Here is a 16,070-nt window from a genome sequence, read left to right on the forward strand (position 1 = left end):
GGCGTTCTCACTCAGCGCATCATCAGCGCGTCGGCGGTGTAGATGATCCAGATCGACAGGCCCACCAGCAGCACGATCACCATGCCGGTGAACAGGAAGGAGATGCTGTTGAGCTTGCCTTCCTTGCTGAAGTCCAGATGCAGGAAATACTTCAGGTGCACGATGATCTGCACCACCGCGAACGCGAAGATGCCGATGAAAGTGGCCTGCTTGGTCAGCGCGCCGCTCATCACCATCCAGAACGGGATGGCGGTGAGGATCACCGACAGCAGGAAGCCGATGGCGTAGCTTTTCACGCTGCCGTGGCTGTTGTGCGCATGCGCTTGGCTCATCACATGGCTCCTTTCAGATACACAACGGTGAACACGCAGATCCACACGATGTCCAGGAAGTGCCAGAACAGCGACAGGCAGTTCAGGCGGGTCATGGCGCGGCCGGTCAGGCCGGTTTTGGCCACCTCCAGCATCATCACGCCCATCCACAGCAGGCCTGCGGTCACGTGCAGGCCATGCAGGCCCACCAGGCCGAAGAATGCCGACAGGAAGGCGCTGGTCTGCGGGCCGTGGCCCTCGGCGATCAGGTGGTGGAATTCATTGATTTCCAGGCCGATGAACGCGGCGCCGAACAGGAAAGTCACCGCCAGCCAGCCCAGCACTGCCGATTTGTTGCCCTTGTGGCCAGCGATCATCGCGAAACCGTAGGTGATGGAAGACAGCAGCAGCGCCGCAGTCTCCACCAGCACGTACGGCAGCTCGAAGATTTCCTTGCCGGAAATGCCGCCCGCCACATTGCGGAACAGCACTGCGTACGCCGCGAACGCCGTCGCGAACAGGATGCAGTCGGTCATCAGATAGAACCAGAAGCCCAGCACGGTCTGCGAACCGCTGTCGTGGTGCTCATGGTCGTCATGCGCGTCGTGCGCTTGCTCTACATAAGTCGTCATGTTTGATCCAGCCTCTTACACGGTGGTGGTCGGACGCGCAGCCTTCTTCGGCTTGGTCTGATCACGCTCGGTGTAGTTGTCCACATCTATGCCCAGCTTCTCGAAGCGGGCGCGCTCGATGGCTTCCACTTCTTCCGCCGGCACGTAGTAGTCCAGGTCGTTGTCGTAGGCGCGCACCAGCATGCAGCCGACGATGCCCACCAGGCCGACGATGGCCATCCACCAGATATGCCAGATCAGCGCGAAGCCCAGTACGGTGGTGAAACCGCCGATGTACAGGCCTACAGCGGTGTTGCGCGGCATATGGATCGGCTCGTACGACTTCGGCACGGCGTAAGCGATGCCCTTTTCCTTCATGTCGGTGAAGGCGTCGATGTCATGCACTTGCGGCAGCTTGGCGAAGTTGTAGAACGGCGCCGGCGAGGAAGTGGACCATTCCAGGGTATGGCCGTTCCACGGGTCGCCGGTCTCGTCCACCAGCTTCTTGCGGTCGCGGATGCTGACAGCGATCTGCAGCAGCTGGCAGCCGATGCCGATGGCGATCAGCACCGCGCCGAAGGCGGCGATGTACAGCCACGGCTCCCAGGCCGGGTTGTCGGTGTGGTTCAGTCGGCGGGTCATGCCCAGGAAGCCCAGCACGTACAGCGGCATGAAGGCGAACATGAAGCCGAGCTGCCAGAACCAGAACGAAGCCTTGCCCAGCTTGGCATTCAGCTTGAAGCCGAATACCTTCGGGAACCAGAACGACACGCCGGCGAGATAGCCGAACACCGCGCCGCCGATGATGGTGTTATGGAAGTGGGCGATCAGGAACAGGCTGTTGTGCAGCACATAGTCGGCGCCCGGCACAGCCAGCAGCACACCAGTCATCCCGCCGATGGAGAAGGTGACGATGAAGCCCAGCGTCCACAGGATCGGGGTTTCAAAGCGCAGGCGGCCCTTGTAGATGGTGAACAGCCAGTTGAACAGCTTCACGCCGGTCGGGATCGAGATGATCATGGTGGCGATGCCGAAGAAGGCGTTCACATTGGCGCCGGAGCCCATGGTGAAGAAGTGGTGCAGCCATACCATGAAGCCCAGCACCGAGATCGCGCCGCTGGCGTAGATCATCGACTTGTGGCCGAACAGGCGCTTACCGGAGAAGGTGGAAACCACTTCCGAGAAGATGCCGAATGCCGGCAGAACCAGGATGTAAACCTCGGGGTGGCCCCAAGCCCAGAACAAGTTCAGGTACATCATGGCGTTGCCGCCGGCTTCCGCGGTGAAGAAGTGGAAGCCCAGATAGCGGTCCAGGCTCAGCATCGCCAGCGCGCCGGTCAGAATCGGGAACGAGGTGGCGATCAGCACGTTGGCCCAGGTGCAGGTCCAGGTAAAGATCGGCATGTCCATCAGCTTCATGCCCGGGGCGCGCATCTTGATCACGGTCACCAGGAAGTTGATCGCGGTCAGCGTCGTCCCGATGCCCGATATCTGCAAGGCCCAGGTGTAGTAATCCACCCCGACGTCAGGACTGAAGCCCAGCTCGGCCAGCGGCGGATAGGCCACCCAGCCGGTGCGGGCGAAATTGCCCACGCCCAGCGACAGGTTGACCAGGATCACCGCCGAAACCAGCAGCCAGAAGCTCAGCGAGTTCAGGAAGGGGAAAGCCACGTCGCGCGCGCCGATCTGCAGCGGCACCACGATGTTCATCAGGCCAGTCATGAACGGCATGGCCATGAAGATGATCATGATCACGCCGTGGGCGGTGAAGATCTGGTCGTAGTGTTCCGGCGGAAAAATGCCGTGGCTGCCGCCAGTGGCCACCGCCAGCTGGGTACGCATCATCAGCGCGTCGGCGAAGCCGCGCAGCAGCATGATCATGGCGACGATGATATACATCACGCCGATTTTCTTGTGATCAACCGAAGTGATCCACTCTTTCCAGAGATAGCCCCACTTGCCGAACTTGGTGATCAACGCGAACAGCACGATGCCCATCAGGCCGGCGCCGGACAGCGCCCCCATGATGATGGGCTCGTGGTACGGAATCGCGTCCAGAGTCAGTTTACCTAACCACATCAATCGTTACTCCTTGACAACCGGCGGGGTGATGGCTGCGCACAGTTCTTTGGTCATTTTGGCCAGCTTGATGGCGTCATCGCTGTCGGCCAGCGACGGACGACCGGCCATGTACTTGTGCACGACGGCTTCAAACAGGTAAGGCGTGGTTGAAGCGTAGTGGGCCACCGGGTTGTTCTCGCTAGGCTTGAGCAACTGCAGGTAGGCCGGCGCGTCCAAGGTTTGGCCAGAAGCTTTCGCCTTGGCTACCCAAGCGTCGAACTCGGCCGGGGTCTTGGTGGCGATGGCATTGAACTTCATGCCGGAGAAGCCGGCGCCGCTATAGTTGGAGGAGAAACCCTTGTAGGTGCCCGGCTCGTTGGCGACCAGGTGCAACTGGGTCTGCATGCCGGCCATCGCGTAGATCTGGCCACCCAGCTGTGGGATGAAGAAAGCATTCATCGCCGCGTCGGAAGTGATCTTGAAATTCACCGGCACGTCGGTCGGGAACACCAGCTCGTTGACGGAAGCGATCTGCTGTTCCGGATAGATGAACAACCATTTCCAGTTGAGGGCCACCACCTGAACCTCGATCGCCTTCTTGTCCGATTGCAGCGGACGGTAGGGATCCAGCTCGTGCGTGCTCTTCCAGGTCAGCGTCGCCAGGAAGGCGATGATGACGCAGGGAATCAGCCAGACCACGATCTCGATCTTGGTCGAGTGCGACCATTTCGGTTCGTAAGCGGCGTCCTTGTTGCTGGCGCGGTACTTCCAGGCGAATACCAGGGTCATTACGATTACCGGGATCACCACCAGCAGCATCAGCGCGGTTGCCGTAATGATCAGGGACTTCTGCTCTGCGGCGATATGGCCCTTGGGATCGAGAATGCCGCCTTGGCATCCCGAAAGCAGGGCAACCACCACAGGAGAGAGCCCCCACATCAGGCGGGAGGGTCTATGGTTTCTCATCTTACGACTTTTCGGGTTAAAAATCCTTCAACGCGCCGATGCGCAACAGGCGTTGCGAGCCATGCTCCAACGCCAGCGAAATGTTCGCGCCGGGCCTCCTCCTCCTCCCTTGCGGGTCGAGGCCGGCGGAGCCGGGCAAAACAACAGACTTTCAGGGCTCGCGGATTCCACGAGTGAACGGCGCGCATCCGTTTCCACGGCGGATACACTCCGGATTGGAAGCGACTCCACAATCGCTTCCGGGCGATGACGTGACGGCAGAACGCTTACTGTCCGAGTGAAACGCCGGCGAAGGCGCGGGAAGACAGGGGTTCGGCAACACAACATCTGCCCGGCGACATGCACCGGGCGGGCGTATTAAAAACAGTTTTGCCTGATATTTCAAGAGCCTTGATCAGGATCAAACCCTCCCCCCACCGGATATGCAACACGATTGATCCTGGTCAATAACGAGGAATCGGCAAATCTGTAGCAGAGACAATGGTTTAGGACAATGTGCTTAACGTGATCCGCGCAAACCATGTGTTGCAAATTGTTACAAAAAATATCCTCACAAAAATGGATTTGCATACCACAGAACAATTCATTGCGCCGCCAGTAAAAATATCGCTGAAAAATTGCGCGAAATTCGCACAACTTTCCCATGAGAAGCCATGGAATGACGCAACAATATTCCAATAACAACCGAGTGGCTGTCCGCTCGATCATCGCCCATCCCGAGCAGACGCAAAAAAGCCGAATCGTTGTCGATTCGGCTTTTTTCTGAAACTTGGTTGCGGGGGCAGGATTCGAACCTACGACCTTCGGGTTATGAGCCCGACGAGCTACCAGACTGCTCCACCCCGCGTCAGAGAAATGCATCATAAATTAACTTTACATTTACGTCAATAGAAGAGCTTAAACTATTTTTACCAGCGGGCTCCAGGCAGACTCGCACTCATGCGGGAATACGACCCCAGCGCAGCCGCTCCCGCTTATGCAGATTTTGAAAATGCCAATCGAGTGAATAAACTCCGTCAACGCCGGCTAACGCTTCGACTCCCAGCCAGGGGTTGGCTCAGTGGCTTTACCCCCCCACCGCGGCCCTGGTTCATATCACGCCAATGCTGTGCCGAAAAGCAGCGGCAGAAAACGCTGGCATCATCCGCGACTATGCAGACCTTGAAGCTTACTCAACAAGATCATATGGCAGACCTATATAATTTTCAGCAATGGATTTAAGCCCCGCAGCCGAATTCATATAGTAATCAAATTCAGCCCGCTGCATCTTTCTCTCAAAAGCTGCATGATCCGGGGTGACGGACGTATGCAGCAGCGAGGTCATAAACCATGAAAAACGAGTGGCTTTCCATACCCGACGCAAGGCAATGTCGGAATATCGCCCAATCAGATCCACTCGGTTTTCGTGGTAAGCCTTTTTCAGAATACGGTATAGGGTGCAGACATCGCTGGCTGCCAGATTCAGTCCTTTGGCACCGGTGGGGGGGACGATATGCGCAGCATCGCCCACCAGGAACAATTTTCCATATTGCATCGGCTCCGCCACGTAGCTGCGCAGCGGAGTAATGCTTTTCTCTAATGATGCGCCAATAATCAGGCGCTCCGCCAAGCTTTGAGGCAACCGCCTTTTCAACTCGTCCCAAAACCTGGAGTCCGGCCAATCGTCCAACCTGTCGGTAAGCGGCACTTGCAAATAATAACGGCTGCGCGAGGCGGAGCGCTGGCTGCACAAGGCAAAGCCGCGCTCATGATTGACATAGACCAATTCGTGATGCACAGGCGGCGTATCCGACAACAAGCCTAGCCAGTTGAATGGATAGACGCGCTCATACTCGGTCAAGATTTCCTTTGGAATGCAATGACGCGACATGCCGTGATAGCCATCGCATCCCGCGATGTACTCGCACGCTAATCTAAATGGCTGGCCCTCATGCGTGAACGTCACGTATGGCTGCACTCCCGTGACATCATGCAATTGAACATGCTCGGCCTCATAAAAGCTCGCACCGCCGCTTGCGCGCCGAGCCTCCATCAGGTCTCGCGTCACTTCGGTTTGGCCATAGATCATCACCGAACCGTCACCAGTCAACCTCTTTAGATCGATACGATCGCGCGATGAGTCAAACACCAGCTCCAAACCTTCATGGACAATGCCCTCCATGTCGATGCGATGCCCTACCCCAGCCTCTCGCAACAGATCCACCGTCCCTTGCTCCAACACTCCGGCCCGGATGCGGCCTTGCACGTATTCTGCGCTTTTCTTTTCAAGAATGACGTTATCGATGCCGGCCTGCTGCAACAGCTGGCCAAGCAATAATCCAGATGGCCCGGCACCGATAATGGCCAGTTTGCACGTGATCTCTCGACAAGCCATTGCGTGGGAGTTTTCTAGCATCTCGCCATCAGCCTTCAGACATCATGATCTTGCCGGCTCCTCTACGCGCGTAATTGGCCTGCAGCACGGCCAAAGCCAACACAGCAATCATCGCGGGGATAGCCAGCAGACCAAAAAAACCGGAAAAACCCAATTGCCAGCTCATTAGCTCGGCGCCAATCAAAGCCCCGAAAATACCGCCAAATCGGCCAAATCCCAACATCCAGGACATGCCTGTGGCGCGGCAATGCGTAGGGTAGAAATCGGCAGCCAGGAAGCCCATGGAAGTTTGCCCGGCATTCATCGTGCCGCCAGCCAGGAAAATCAACAGGCTTAACAGCTCTAGATCATGCGCTCTTCCTACGGAGAACAGCAAAACCCCAGTCAATAGAAAGGTTGTCATCACGACACGCCGGGGATTGAGCTTGTCCATCAGCCAACCGGCAATCACCGTGCCAATGGCGCCGCCCAATGGGAAAAGCGCCGTCAACAACACCGCCTTGCTGGTGGTGAAGCCAGCGTCTTTCATCAACAAGGGCATCCACCCGGTCAGCAAGTAGAAAATCAGCAAACCCATAAAATAAGTCAGCCATAGCATCAGCGAGCCCAACAGATAATCTCTCGACAAGATCTGGCCGATGGCCGAATGCCCAGAGACTGGCTTATCCTCTACACAGGTGAGTCGCTGTATGCCGTGCAATGGATCCTGCATGACGCGCGCCATCGTCCGAAACACTTTTTCCATCGGCTTGCCGCTCATCAGCATATAACGCACAGACTCAGGTAGCCACAGCAGCAGCAAGCCCGCAAGAACCAAAGGCGCCCAGCCCCCCACCAGCAAGACACTGCGCCAGCCGTAGGCGGGGATCAGCCATGACGCAAACAATCCGCCCAAAGCCGCGCCCGCGGGAAAGCCACAGAACACGATGCTCATTAGCAGCGCACGCCTTTTACTTGGCGCGAACTCCGCAATCAGTGTCAACCCATTAGACATGGCCGCTCCCAAGCCCAAGCCTGTAGCAAAACGATAAGCCGTCAGCAACTGGATGGAGTCAGCGGTTGCCGTAACGAGATTCCAGCCGCCAAAAAACAGGACCGATACGATCAGCACCATTCTTCGTCCGAAACGGTCAGCCAAGGGGCCGGCGAAAATGGCTCCTGCTGCTAGGCCGAACAACGCTGCGCTGATCACAGGAGCCAACGCTTGACGCGTAACGCCCCAATCGGTGATGAGCGACGGCGCAATATAGCCGATTGCGGCAGTATCAAAACCATCCAGAACGACAATCAAGAAACACAACGTCAACAACAGCCATTGATAGGGTGAAAACCGTCGGCTATCGATAAGATGTTGTAGATCGACCGAGCCTTTCAAATCCATGATGATGTCTCCTGCCGGATACAGGTTGTAGGAAGCCCGCCCGTATGCATATTAATATCCATTGGATGTTGCCGGCGCATGCGCCTGGAACAACTCGGTTAACAGCGCGTCATGTTCAAGAAGCTCAAGCGCGACATCATATCCGTTTGGGATTGCACTGGCCTCGTAGCCGACAATGCGGGCGATCACCTCGCGCGAACGGTCCTCCCCCCTTGCCTGGAACTCAACCACCACCACCGCTTCCTCCTGAAGCTCCGACATGCCAGAAATCACGATTGCCCCGGTGCGCTCATCGCACAGATCCGCGACGAACCCCCCGGACCTGGCGTCCAGCACAAGCGGCACCCGCAACAGCTTCGCACGCGGCATGCGCGGCGCATGCGGACGCAGTCGTATCTGTCCCGCGCCTTCTAGCATTTGCACTTGGCATGCGAGTCGATGCGCTGGCGCAGACAATCCAAATACCGCCAGCACGCTTCGCTCATGGGCATCAGCCACCGCCAGCATCTCAGCCCCGTCCAGCACGGCAACCCGACACGTTCCGCAGTTGCCGCGCCGACAGTGGAATGGAACCGGCGCCCCCGAGACATCGCACGCACTCGCCAATGAGGTGCCTTCAGCTATCTGTGCTGTCTGCGGGTTTTCTGGAGGATTTTCAAAAATAATGGTCGGCATATTGATCTCGCCCATCTTCGGACATAAGAAATACAATCGGCGCAGACTGTCGTTTCAGGACCAATCCGCGCCAACGCAACGCGGTATCAGGAAATCTGAGGTTCTTGATCGCGCTCAAACTGCCTAATAGCCCTGCGCGCATCGTTATGGTCATATTGAGCGACCTTGAACTTGCGCAACTCCTCAGCCTTGGCAGCAGGCTCGGCGCCAAATGGACGATCTCCTTTGACCGTCACGCGCTCCATAAACCTGCGTTGCGGGTAATAATCGTGTACTGCAGCATGCTGCACCGAACGGTTATCCCAGAAGACAACCGTATTGGGCTGCCAGTGATGGCGGTACTGGTATTCCAGCACAGAGGTGGCGCGGAACAGCCTATCCAGCAACTCGCGGCTTTCCCTCTCCTCCATGCCCTTGATGAAGCGGGTATAGTGCGGATTGACGAACAAGGCCTTTTTCCCGGTCACCGGATGCACGCGCACCACCGGATGGCTCATAGGCGGGAAGCGCTCTTCGCAGCCACGCAGCTGGCGCTTGCCCTCTTCGGTATCGGGGAACAGATACTTGAACGAGGCGAAATCGTGCACTGCCTCCAGACCCGACAAGAATTGCTGCATGCGCTCGGACAGCGCTTCATAAGCGGCGCTCATGCTGGAAAAGCAGGTATCGCCGCCGATTTCCGGCACAATCTTGGAATAGAGCATGGTGCCCAAAGGCGGGCATTCACGGTAGGTTTCGTCAGAGTGCCAACGATCCGTCAACACCGGAGGATTGCCTTCCTGATTATCGAAAACGATCAACTCCGGAACCTTCTCGTCGTTTTCAGCAAAAGGATGCACCGTCAATTCGCCAAAGTACCGCCCAAACCGCATCAGGTCTTCGCGGGATAGATCCTGATTGGGGAACACAAGCACCTCATGCTCGGCCAATGTATCCGCCAGCGCTTGGGCACAGGACGGACTCAAAGGTTGGCTCAGGTCCACTCCGGTCACCTCTGCGACAAAGTACCGGCTCAGTCGGCGCACCTGAAAGGGAAGGCTCTGCTCCAGCTTGCTTTCATTAACCATATCATTGCTTTCTTTTTTACGGATGAGAGGAAAGCCCTGCGCCGACAAGCGGAGCGGTCGCCGCGGCCAAACGAGGGCAGGTAGTCGCGGCAATCACAATCAGCGACAACGCACACAGGATGATCGGTGCAAACGCCATGGCCGGCCGGCCCGCAATATCCCACGCCAGCCCGCTGACAACCGGGATGATGACTGCGCACGAGTAGCCAATCGTCAACATGGCCGAAGTGGTTCGGTGCACATCATCCGATGCGGCCAACTGCGGCGGCAGCGCCAGCATCATGATCAACACTATGGCGGAGGCAAAACCGACGGCCGCCGCGCCGCTCACCACCATCAAGTCATTACCCAGCACGATAGAAAACACTGCTAGCAAACACAGCAGCCCGCAACCGACATAGGGCCAAGTGCGACGCTCCAGTCCGCGGCCAAACATCAACAGGAGGATAGAGGCCGGTATCTGTCCAAGATTGAGCGCCGTCAATGCCAGCCCGGTCACGCTCTCGTGCCCGATGGCGTGCAAGAATCGGGGGATGAAGAAATTGGTGGAAAAATATGTGGCGTTGATGCATCCCATCATCAGGCCAAGCCGCCAAACCAACGTGTTGCGCCAATCAGGCCACCATTTTCGCGGCGTGGACGGCGCCGGCGCGTCGGACGAGGGAGCGAACACGAACATCAGCGCCGCGATAATCGCGCAAGCCGCGCCCCACACGGCAAAATCCAAGCGCCAGCTGCCGACCAGCGGCAATACGACTGACAGCGTCAACGCAACCGGCAACACTTCGCCCATCAACAAGCCGTTTATATAAACAGCCGTGGCGAACGCGATGCGCTTTGGCGCCCAGGCACGCACCAGCGAAGGCATGGCTGGCTGCATGAAAGCCACACCCAATCCGGTGACCGCGGTCGCCGCATACAGCCAGGAAGCTGTCGGTGCGGCCCCCCGCAGAATGGAGCCTGCCGCGGTCACCAGCAGACCAATGATCAGTGTCGAGAATGCGCCAAAACGGGCGATCAATAGCGATCCTGGCACCGCCGCGCAGGCGAACAGCGCGGCCGGAATGCCGGACAGCAAGCCGATTTGCGTCTCGGACAGCCCCAGATCGTCATGAATGAAAGAAATGACCGGCGGTGGTGCCAGAATGGTCAAACGCAAGCCTGCGCCGGCCAGCCACAACAAAGCCAGCGCGACAAAGATATTGCTTGCGGCACCCGTTTGCTGCACAGCGGAACCACTATTGGACACGAGAAAGCTCCTATCGCAATTGAACTGTTGGCGCGGCGATCCGAAACGGGCCGCCTCGGACACTCACACCACGCCCTGCCGATGCAGATCCTTAATGCGGGAAGCCTCCATCCCCAACCACTCAGACAGAATCCGATCGGTATGCTCGCCATGGTCAGGCGCGGTAAAACGAACCTCTGGCCGGCCACCGCAACCCTCCAGATGCAAAGGCTGCCCAAGCAAAGGCACGGTGCCCAAACGCGGATGCTGCCCTTCCTCGGTCATACGCAGCGATTGCATTTGCGCGTCCTCCATGGTCTGGGCGATCGTGAACATCGGTCCGCAGGGAATTCCTGCAGCATTCAGTTTCTGTTGCAACGCCGCGCTGCTGTACTCGCGCGTCTTGCTCGACAATATCTCGCACAGCCCCTTCCGGTTGACGGACCGCAGGGCCGTATCCGCATACAACGGCTCAAAGGCGAGCTCCGGAATGCCCAACACCTCGCACAACGCGCGGAACTTCTGATCTTCCGCCGCCGCGATGTTGACATGGCCGTCCAGAGTGGGGAACAGGCCGGTCGGCATCAAGGTGGGATGATCATTGCCGGCAGCATGCGGCGACTCACCGGTGCTCAAATAGCGCACTACCTGGAAATCCAGCATCGAGACCAGCGATTCGAGCAAGGAGGTATGCACCCACTGGCCCTCTCCGGTGCGCTCGCGGTGATAAAGCGCCATCAATACCCCCTGGGACAGCACCATGCCGGCACTGATGTCGGCAACCGCGGCTCCGGCGCGCACAGGAGGCTGCCCTGGGAAGCCGGTGACGGACATGAAGCCGGACATGCCCTGTATGGTCTGATCCACCGCAGGCAGCGTCTGATATGGCCCCTTTTGACCAAAGCCGGAAATGCTGCCGTAGACGATGCGGGGATTGACCTCCCGCACCGTCTCATAGGCAACGCCCAGCCGATGCTTGACTTCCGGGCGGAAATTTTCCAACACCACATCCGCCTTGCGTACTAGCTCGTAGAAAATGGCTCTCCCCTCTTCGCTTTTCAGGTTGAGGGACAAACTCATCTTGTTTCGGTGAAGATTTTGATAATCAAAACCTTCCCGGCTGCCGCCCATGCTGTCGCCCAAATCCGCGGGAGCGTCGATCTTGACGACGGTGGCACCAAAATCTCCCAGCAAACGGGAAGTCACCGGTCCTGCGCGGTGGCGCGTCAAATCCAATACCACCACCCCTTCCAGAGGCAGATACGACATGGGGAAAGTCCTCTTTGCAAACTTAAGGTCCAGCAAGGCGCGTCCTGTAAACCGCGCCGCCGGCTCAAATGGGGAATACCAGCGAATCCGGCATCACCGATGCATCGATCACCAGCAACCGTTGCTTGAACTTCAGCGCGCCCGCTTGCCTCACTACGACATCGTGGGCACAACCACTTGCCAACAACCGGGTCGGTTCGTCGCCCACGCTCTCATACACCAGAAAAGACGCGCGCGTTTTCATTCCCTCGCCATCCACATCGCCGTCCACCACGCGAATGCCGCTCAACATGCGGCGCTGGCACCGATTGCGGTACATCACGGTTTTTTGCAACGCCAGCGCGCGGTCGCGGATCATTGCCTGCCCCTTGCACAAAACCAGGCTCAATGGCATGTCCCGTTCCAGATTGTCGCGCGTGGTAATCCGATACAGGCTTGCATCCACGAAAAAGCTCGGCCAGTGATCAATCCGCCCTTCATCCAGCGCTTCGCAATAATGCGCGTACAGATACTCGACCTCTGCGGCAAGCAAGTAACGATCTGACGGTATTGTCATACACCTGTCATTCCATGATTTTTTGATAATATTGATAGAAGGCACGAATCGCGGATTCAGTCAGCATGTGGTCCGCGCTTCTCGTTCCCTCCCCGGCCTCCAGCACCGCCGCCGAATCGGGTGCGCTGCGGGCGCCGGCTTGCGAAATGGCCAACACCTCGTTGTCATCTATCGTGACCAACCCCGACGGCCCCAGCATATTGGCCTGCAACAGCCGCTTCTCCAGCAACTCGGGCGTATCCGACTCATAGCCGAAAAATGTCCAGGTTTTAACGCAGGCGTTCGGTCCATCGGGACGCACATGGCGCATGGCCAGACAATTCAATTGTTGCAAAACGATCAAATTGGGCCAGATGGTGAGGATGGCACCGGTGCCATCCTCGTATTCGCGCTGATGCGCGATGATACGGGCATCCTCCAGCTGAAAATCGCCGCCGGCGGACGGACGCTGCTCTACGGCCTCCTGGGTGGCGCGCTTGAAACTGGCGGTAGACACCAGCACGCTGCTGCGGCCAAGCTCATCGATTTTGACTGCCGTTTCCTGATCGGAACGCCAAATGCCGAAGGTGACGAAAAACGAATGCAGCAAGGCCGCATGAAACGGGTCTTTCAGGTTTTCGATCTGCAGCTTCCAGTTTGCCTCCACGCGGTGTCGCATGGTGCCAATCACTCGCAATGGCCTGCCATCACAGACACGATCGAGATAAGCTAGGATGGTCGGCCCCAGGTACTCCTCCAGCGGCTCCACATCCTCGGAAAAACTGGCGAATACCACCCCATTGCGCTCCGCCACCTTCAGTTGCTCGAGCCCATGCTCATCGGCCTTGAAACAAGCGGACATGCCGCCTTTGCCATTGATGCCGCGCCGGAACGGAATGCCGACCAGCCGCCCATCCAAGCTGAACGACCATTGATGGTAAGGACAGGTAAACACCTTGGCATGGCCACGCGGTTCATGACAGACCTGAGCATTGCGATGCGTGCAGCGATTGACGAACACGCGCAAAGCACCTTCGCGGTCGCGCACCAGCACCACCGACGTGCTGCCAACATGGCTTTGGATGAAATCACCGGGTTGAGCCACTTCCGCGGCCAAACCCACATAATTCCAAGTTCGCCCGCGGAAGATGCGCTCCTGCTCACGCTCATAAAGCGCCTGATCGGTATAGACGGCCGCAGGCACGCGGCGCGCGCCCTCAGATGGCCACTGCATCAGCGATGGCATGGCGGCTATCCTGTTCTGCGTTGGTCGCGGCGGCTCCGCCGGCATTATGCACGGTCAAATCCGCGATACGCGCCATAACTGCCATCAGCATGGCCCAGCCTTGGTGCTGGACTTCAAACAACGCGGATCCGTCGTCGATAGACAGCTTCCTTAAAAAGGCATATCCCATTTCGACATGGCCATCATCCACCACCGAATGAACGTCAAAATGCCCCTTCACCTCGCTCTGGGCCAATGCTGGCTGCACATGCTTGTAGAAGAAAGTGGCGGACGCCTCGACGACGACATGGCTGAGCACTACTTTTTCCGCTTCGCCGATATGTTCCATCTTGGACGCAAACCAAGAACAGGTGGCCTCCAGCAACGGATCGAATATAGTTTGCAAATCGTCGCGGCTCTTCGCCAAATCCTGGTTGTGTCCCAGTTCCTCATAGAGATGCAACCACGCCAGCTCCTCAAAACCCTTTTGCTTCGACGTGATGGCGCGTGTCAGCACCATTTTCTGAAAATAGTTCGACCATACCTGGAAACAGTCCAGGAAGCGCCGCCTTATGCCCTCATCATCCAGCAGGCCATTGCGCACCATGGCAAACAAACGGTGCTTATCAAAGCGCTCCATATATTCTTCGTTCTTGCGCAGCAACTTCTCAACCACATTGTCATTGCCATGGCGCTGATCCAACTCGGACGTGAATGTCGCCCAGGGGTCGGTGATGTCCTCATACAATCCGCGCGAATCGAACTGGATGGACAACCCCCAAAAACCATTGGGCGGCATGCCGATGAAGCCATGCAGCTTGCCCGGCGGAACGAGCAGGATATCGCCGGCATTCATCGTTTCTCGCACATCGCCCAAAGTGCGAGCTCCGCCTTCGCACATGAGAATCATCGACTCTACCGGATGAATATGCTCATCCAGACGCTCGCCAGCCTCCAGCCTTACCCAAGCCATGGAGATGCGATTGTCCTTCGGGAGAAACTGCGTCAATGAGGCGTTCTTGGTGAAGTCCTTGACGTGTCCCAGCCAATGCTCGATGCCATCCACCACCACCGTGCGCATAGACGGAATATCGTCACGACGCACCAACGTCACATCAGACATTTCTTGCAACATGATTTCTCCTGACTGACTGCCGCCAATGGAGGCGGTCCATCACATTAAAAATTCAATTGACATACATTATCACAATAAAAAATTACATTCAACATTTTATTGTCATTAAAAATATTAAATTATTGTTTTATGTCATTAAATGATTGATGCGATCATCAATGTGCCAAGATGCAGGCTGCGCATTGCCGTGAAAAATTGACCCAGCAAGACGTTCTGCTTGTGGACAAGAAGCCTATGAGCCAGCGATGAGGAGTGGTAGCGCGGCCTGGGGAACAAGTAGCCCGAGCTCAGGAATCGGCAGCGACCGACAAGGAGATAACTCGCTTAACCGCCGCCACAAAATCTGGAAAAGCAAAAGGCCAACTTCTAAGAAGTTGGCCTTTTGCTTAATATTTGGTTGCGGGGGCAGGATTCGAACCTACGACCTTCGGGTTATGAGCCCGACGAGCTACCAGACTGCTCCACCCCGCGTCAGAGAGATTGAATATTAAATAGATTTTTCAAATACGTCAATTGTTTTTTAAAAATATCTGCAAATTATCGCCAGCAATAAAAAAGGCGGCCGGCGCCGCCCCCTTCCCTGCAAAGCCCGCTTACTTCTTCTCGCTGCGGGCCTTGGCGATCAACTCGTTCATCACCTGGATCATGCGATCCGGCGTGCTGGTCACCACCACATACTTGCCGTTGACGATGACAGTGGGGGTGCCCTGTATCTGGTAATCGCGGGTGATCTTGGTCGCGCGGGCCACCTGCGCGTTGATGCCGAAGGAATTGTAGGTTTGCAGCAACTTGCCGCTGTCCACGCCCTTCTGCTGCTTGATCCAGCTGGCGAACTGCTTGGAATCGGACAGATCGACTCTTTGCTTGATCTGGGCGTCGAAGGCCGCGCGATGCAGTTTGTCGAAAGTGCCGGTGGCGTTGAAAGTGGCGAACATCCGCGCGAAGCCTTCCATCGACTTTTGCCAGACGATCTGTTCCTTGCGGAAGCTCACATCAGCCGGCAACTTGCTGGCCCAGGACTGGAAAGCCGGATCATCGTCATAGCAGTGGATGCAATGGTAGGAAAAGAACTCGATCACTTCCACCTTCTTGGGATTGGCCACCGGCTGCGGCGTGCTCAACAGCGTGTAATCCTTGCCCAGTTCGATGGCGGCATTCGCCATGCCGCTCACCGCCAGCAACACCATCAGCAACCATTTCTTCATCTTGTTTTCCCGTATTTTGAGATAGCG

Annotated in this window: 14 protein-coding genes and 2 tRNA genes; all 16 read right to left on the reverse strand. The window is 57.1% G+C overall.

Annotated elements, in window-relative coordinates:
* Positions 1-11: 11 nt before the first annotated feature.
* The 16 genes from cyoD to BI344_RS06890 all read right to left on the reverse strand — a co-directional run bounded on the left by cyoD (position 12) and on the right by BI344_RS06890 (position 16,043).
* Positions 12-332 carry a cytochrome o ubiquinol oxidase subunit IV gene (cyoD, locus tag BI344_RS06815; protein ID WP_071112232.1) on the reverse strand — a complete coding sequence of 107 codons (321 nt, stop codon included), beginning with the start codon at positions 330-332 and terminating at the stop codon, positions 12-14.
* The gene (gene cyoC / locus BI344_RS06820; protein WP_071112233.1) at positions 332-943 is read right to left on the reverse strand and encodes a cytochrome o ubiquinol oxidase subunit III; all 612 of its coding nucleotides are present in this window, start codon (positions 941-943) and stop codon (positions 332-334) included. The genes cyoD and cyoC overlap by 1 nt, the downstream gene beginning before the upstream one ends.
* A gap of 15 nt (positions 944-958) precedes the next feature.
* A complete protein-coding gene (gene cyoB, locus BI344_RS06825; protein WP_071112234.1) occupies positions 959-3,001 on the reverse strand; it encodes a cytochrome o ubiquinol oxidase subunit I in 2,043 nt (680 codons plus the stop codon).
* Between the two features lie 6 nt (positions 3,002-3,007).
* Positions 3,008-3,949, reverse strand: a complete 942-nt coding sequence (gene cyoA, locus BI344_RS06830) for a ubiquinol oxidase subunit II (protein ID WP_071112235.1) — start codon at positions 3,947-3,949, stop codon at positions 3,008-3,010.
* Between the two features lie 770 nt (positions 3,950-4,719).
* Positions 4,720-4,796: transfer RNA gene (locus tag BI344_RS06835), tRNA-Met, on the reverse strand.
* A 321-nt stretch (positions 4,797-5,117) separates the two neighbouring features.
* A complete protein-coding gene (gene pobA / locus BI344_RS06840) occupies positions 5,118-6,344 on the reverse strand; it encodes a 4-hydroxybenzoate 3-monooxygenase (protein WP_241499269.1) in 1,227 nt (408 codons plus the stop codon).
* Between the two features lie 7 nt (positions 6,345-6,351).
* Positions 6,352-7,704, reverse strand: a complete 1,353-nt coding sequence (locus BI344_RS06845) for an MFS transporter (RefSeq protein ID WP_071112236.1) — start codon at positions 7,702-7,704, stop codon at positions 6,352-6,354.
* 51 nt (positions 7,705-7,755) lie between these two features.
* A complete protein-coding gene (locus tag BI344_RS22740) occupies positions 7,756-8,394 on the reverse strand; it encodes a 2Fe-2S iron-sulfur cluster-binding protein (protein WP_139166912.1) in 639 nt (212 codons plus the stop codon).
* A gap of 71 nt (positions 8,395-8,465) precedes the next feature.
* Positions 8,466-9,446: a TauD/TfdA dioxygenase family protein gene (locus tag BI344_RS06855; protein ID WP_071112238.1), complete on the reverse strand. Its 981-nt coding sequence runs from the start codon at positions 9,444-9,446 to the stop codon at positions 8,466-8,468.
* 16 nt (positions 9,447-9,462) lie between these two features.
* A complete protein-coding gene (locus tag BI344_RS06860) occupies positions 9,463-10,695 on the reverse strand; it encodes an MFS transporter (protein ID WP_204378029.1) in 1,233 nt (410 codons plus the stop codon).
* Between the two features lie 63 nt (positions 10,696-10,758).
* The gene (locus tag BI344_RS06865; RefSeq protein WP_071112239.1) at positions 10,759-11,943 is read right to left on the reverse strand and encodes a CaiB/BaiF CoA transferase family protein; all 1,185 of its coding nucleotides are present in this window, start codon (positions 11,941-11,943) and stop codon (positions 10,759-10,761) included.
* A gap of 64 nt (positions 11,944-12,007) precedes the next feature.
* A complete protein-coding gene (locus BI344_RS06870; RefSeq protein ID WP_139166913.1) occupies positions 12,008-12,499 on the reverse strand; it encodes an aromatic-ring-hydroxylating dioxygenase subunit beta in 492 nt (163 codons plus the stop codon).
* Positions 12,500-12,506: 7 nt separating this feature from the next.
* Positions 12,507-13,724 carry an aromatic ring-hydroxylating oxygenase subunit alpha gene (locus BI344_RS06875; RefSeq protein ID WP_206600338.1) on the reverse strand — a complete coding sequence of 406 codons (1,218 nt, stop codon included), beginning with the start codon at positions 13,722-13,724 and terminating at the stop codon, positions 12,507-12,509.
* Positions 13,696-14,838 (reverse strand): cupin domain-containing protein, encoded by a 1,143-nt coding sequence (locus tag BI344_RS06880; protein ID WP_071115819.1) that lies wholly within the window; start codon positions 14,836-14,838, stop codon positions 13,696-13,698. Before BI344_RS06880 ends, BI344_RS06875 begins: the two co-directional genes overlap by 29 nt.
* 394 nt (positions 14,839-15,232) lie before the next feature.
* Positions 15,233-15,309, reverse strand: a tRNA-Met gene (locus BI344_RS06885).
* A 122-nt stretch (positions 15,310-15,431) separates the two neighbouring features.
* The gene (locus tag BI344_RS06890) at positions 15,432-16,043 is read right to left on the reverse strand and encodes a thiol:disulfide interchange protein DsbA/DsbL (protein WP_071112242.1); all 612 of its coding nucleotides are present in this window, start codon (positions 16,041-16,043) and stop codon (positions 15,432-15,434) included.
* Positions 16,044-16,070 lie beyond the last annotated feature (27 nt).

This window comes from Chromobacterium sphagni, from assembly GCF_001855555.1.
Taxonomy (GTDB): Bacteria; Pseudomonadota; Gammaproteobacteria; order Burkholderiales; family Chromobacteriaceae; genus Chromobacterium; species Chromobacterium sphagni.

Bases quoted from the DNA above. Each gene is read 5' to 3' on its own strand.
- cyoD (WP_071112232.1), bottom strand. From the start codon at position 332: ATGAGCCAAGCGCATGCGCACAACAGCCACGGCAGCGTGAAAAGCTAC.
- cyoC (WP_071112233.1), bottom strand. From the start codon at position 943: ATGACGACTTATGTAGAGCAAGCGCACGACGCGCATGACGACCATGAG.
- cyoB (WP_071112234.1), bottom strand. From the start codon at position 3,001: ATGTGGTTAGGTAAACTGACTCTGGACGCGATTCCGTACCACGAGCCC.
- cyoA (WP_071112235.1), bottom strand. From the start codon at position 3,949: ATGAGAAACCATAGACCCTCCCGCCTGATGTGGGGGCTCTCTCCTGTG.
- pobA (WP_241499269.1), bottom strand. From the start codon at position 6,344: ATGCTAGAAAACTCCCACGCAATGGCTTGTCGAGAGATCACGTGCAAA.
- BI344_RS06845 (WP_071112236.1), bottom strand. From the start codon at position 7,704: ATGGATTTGAAAGGCTCGGTCGATCTACAACATCTTATCGATAGCCGA.
- BI344_RS22740 (WP_139166912.1), bottom strand. From the start codon at position 8,394: ATGGGCGAGATCAATATGCCGACCATTATTTTTGAAAATCCTCCAGAA.
- BI344_RS06855 (WP_071112238.1), bottom strand. From the start codon at position 9,446: ATGGTTAATGAAAGCAAGCTGGAGCAGAGCCTTCCCTTTCAGGTGCGC.
- BI344_RS06865 (WP_071112239.1), bottom strand. From the start codon at position 11,943: ATGTCGTATCTGCCTCTGGAAGGGGTGGTGGTATTGGATTTGACGCGC.
- BI344_RS06870 (WP_139166913.1), bottom strand. From the start codon at position 12,499: ATGACAATACCGTCAGATCGTTACTTGCTTGCCGCAGAGGTCGAGTAT.
- BI344_RS06875 (WP_206600338.1), bottom strand. From the start codon at position 13,724: ATGCCATCGCTGATGCAGTGGCCATCTGAGGGCGCGCGCCGCGTGCCT.
- BI344_RS06880 (WP_071115819.1), bottom strand. From the start codon at position 14,838: ATGTTGCAAGAAATGTCTGATGTGACGTTGGTGCGTCGTGACGATATT.
- BI344_RS06890 (WP_071112242.1), bottom strand. From the start codon at position 16,043: ATGAAGAAATGGTTGCTGATGGTGTTGCTGGCGGTGAGCGGCATGGCG.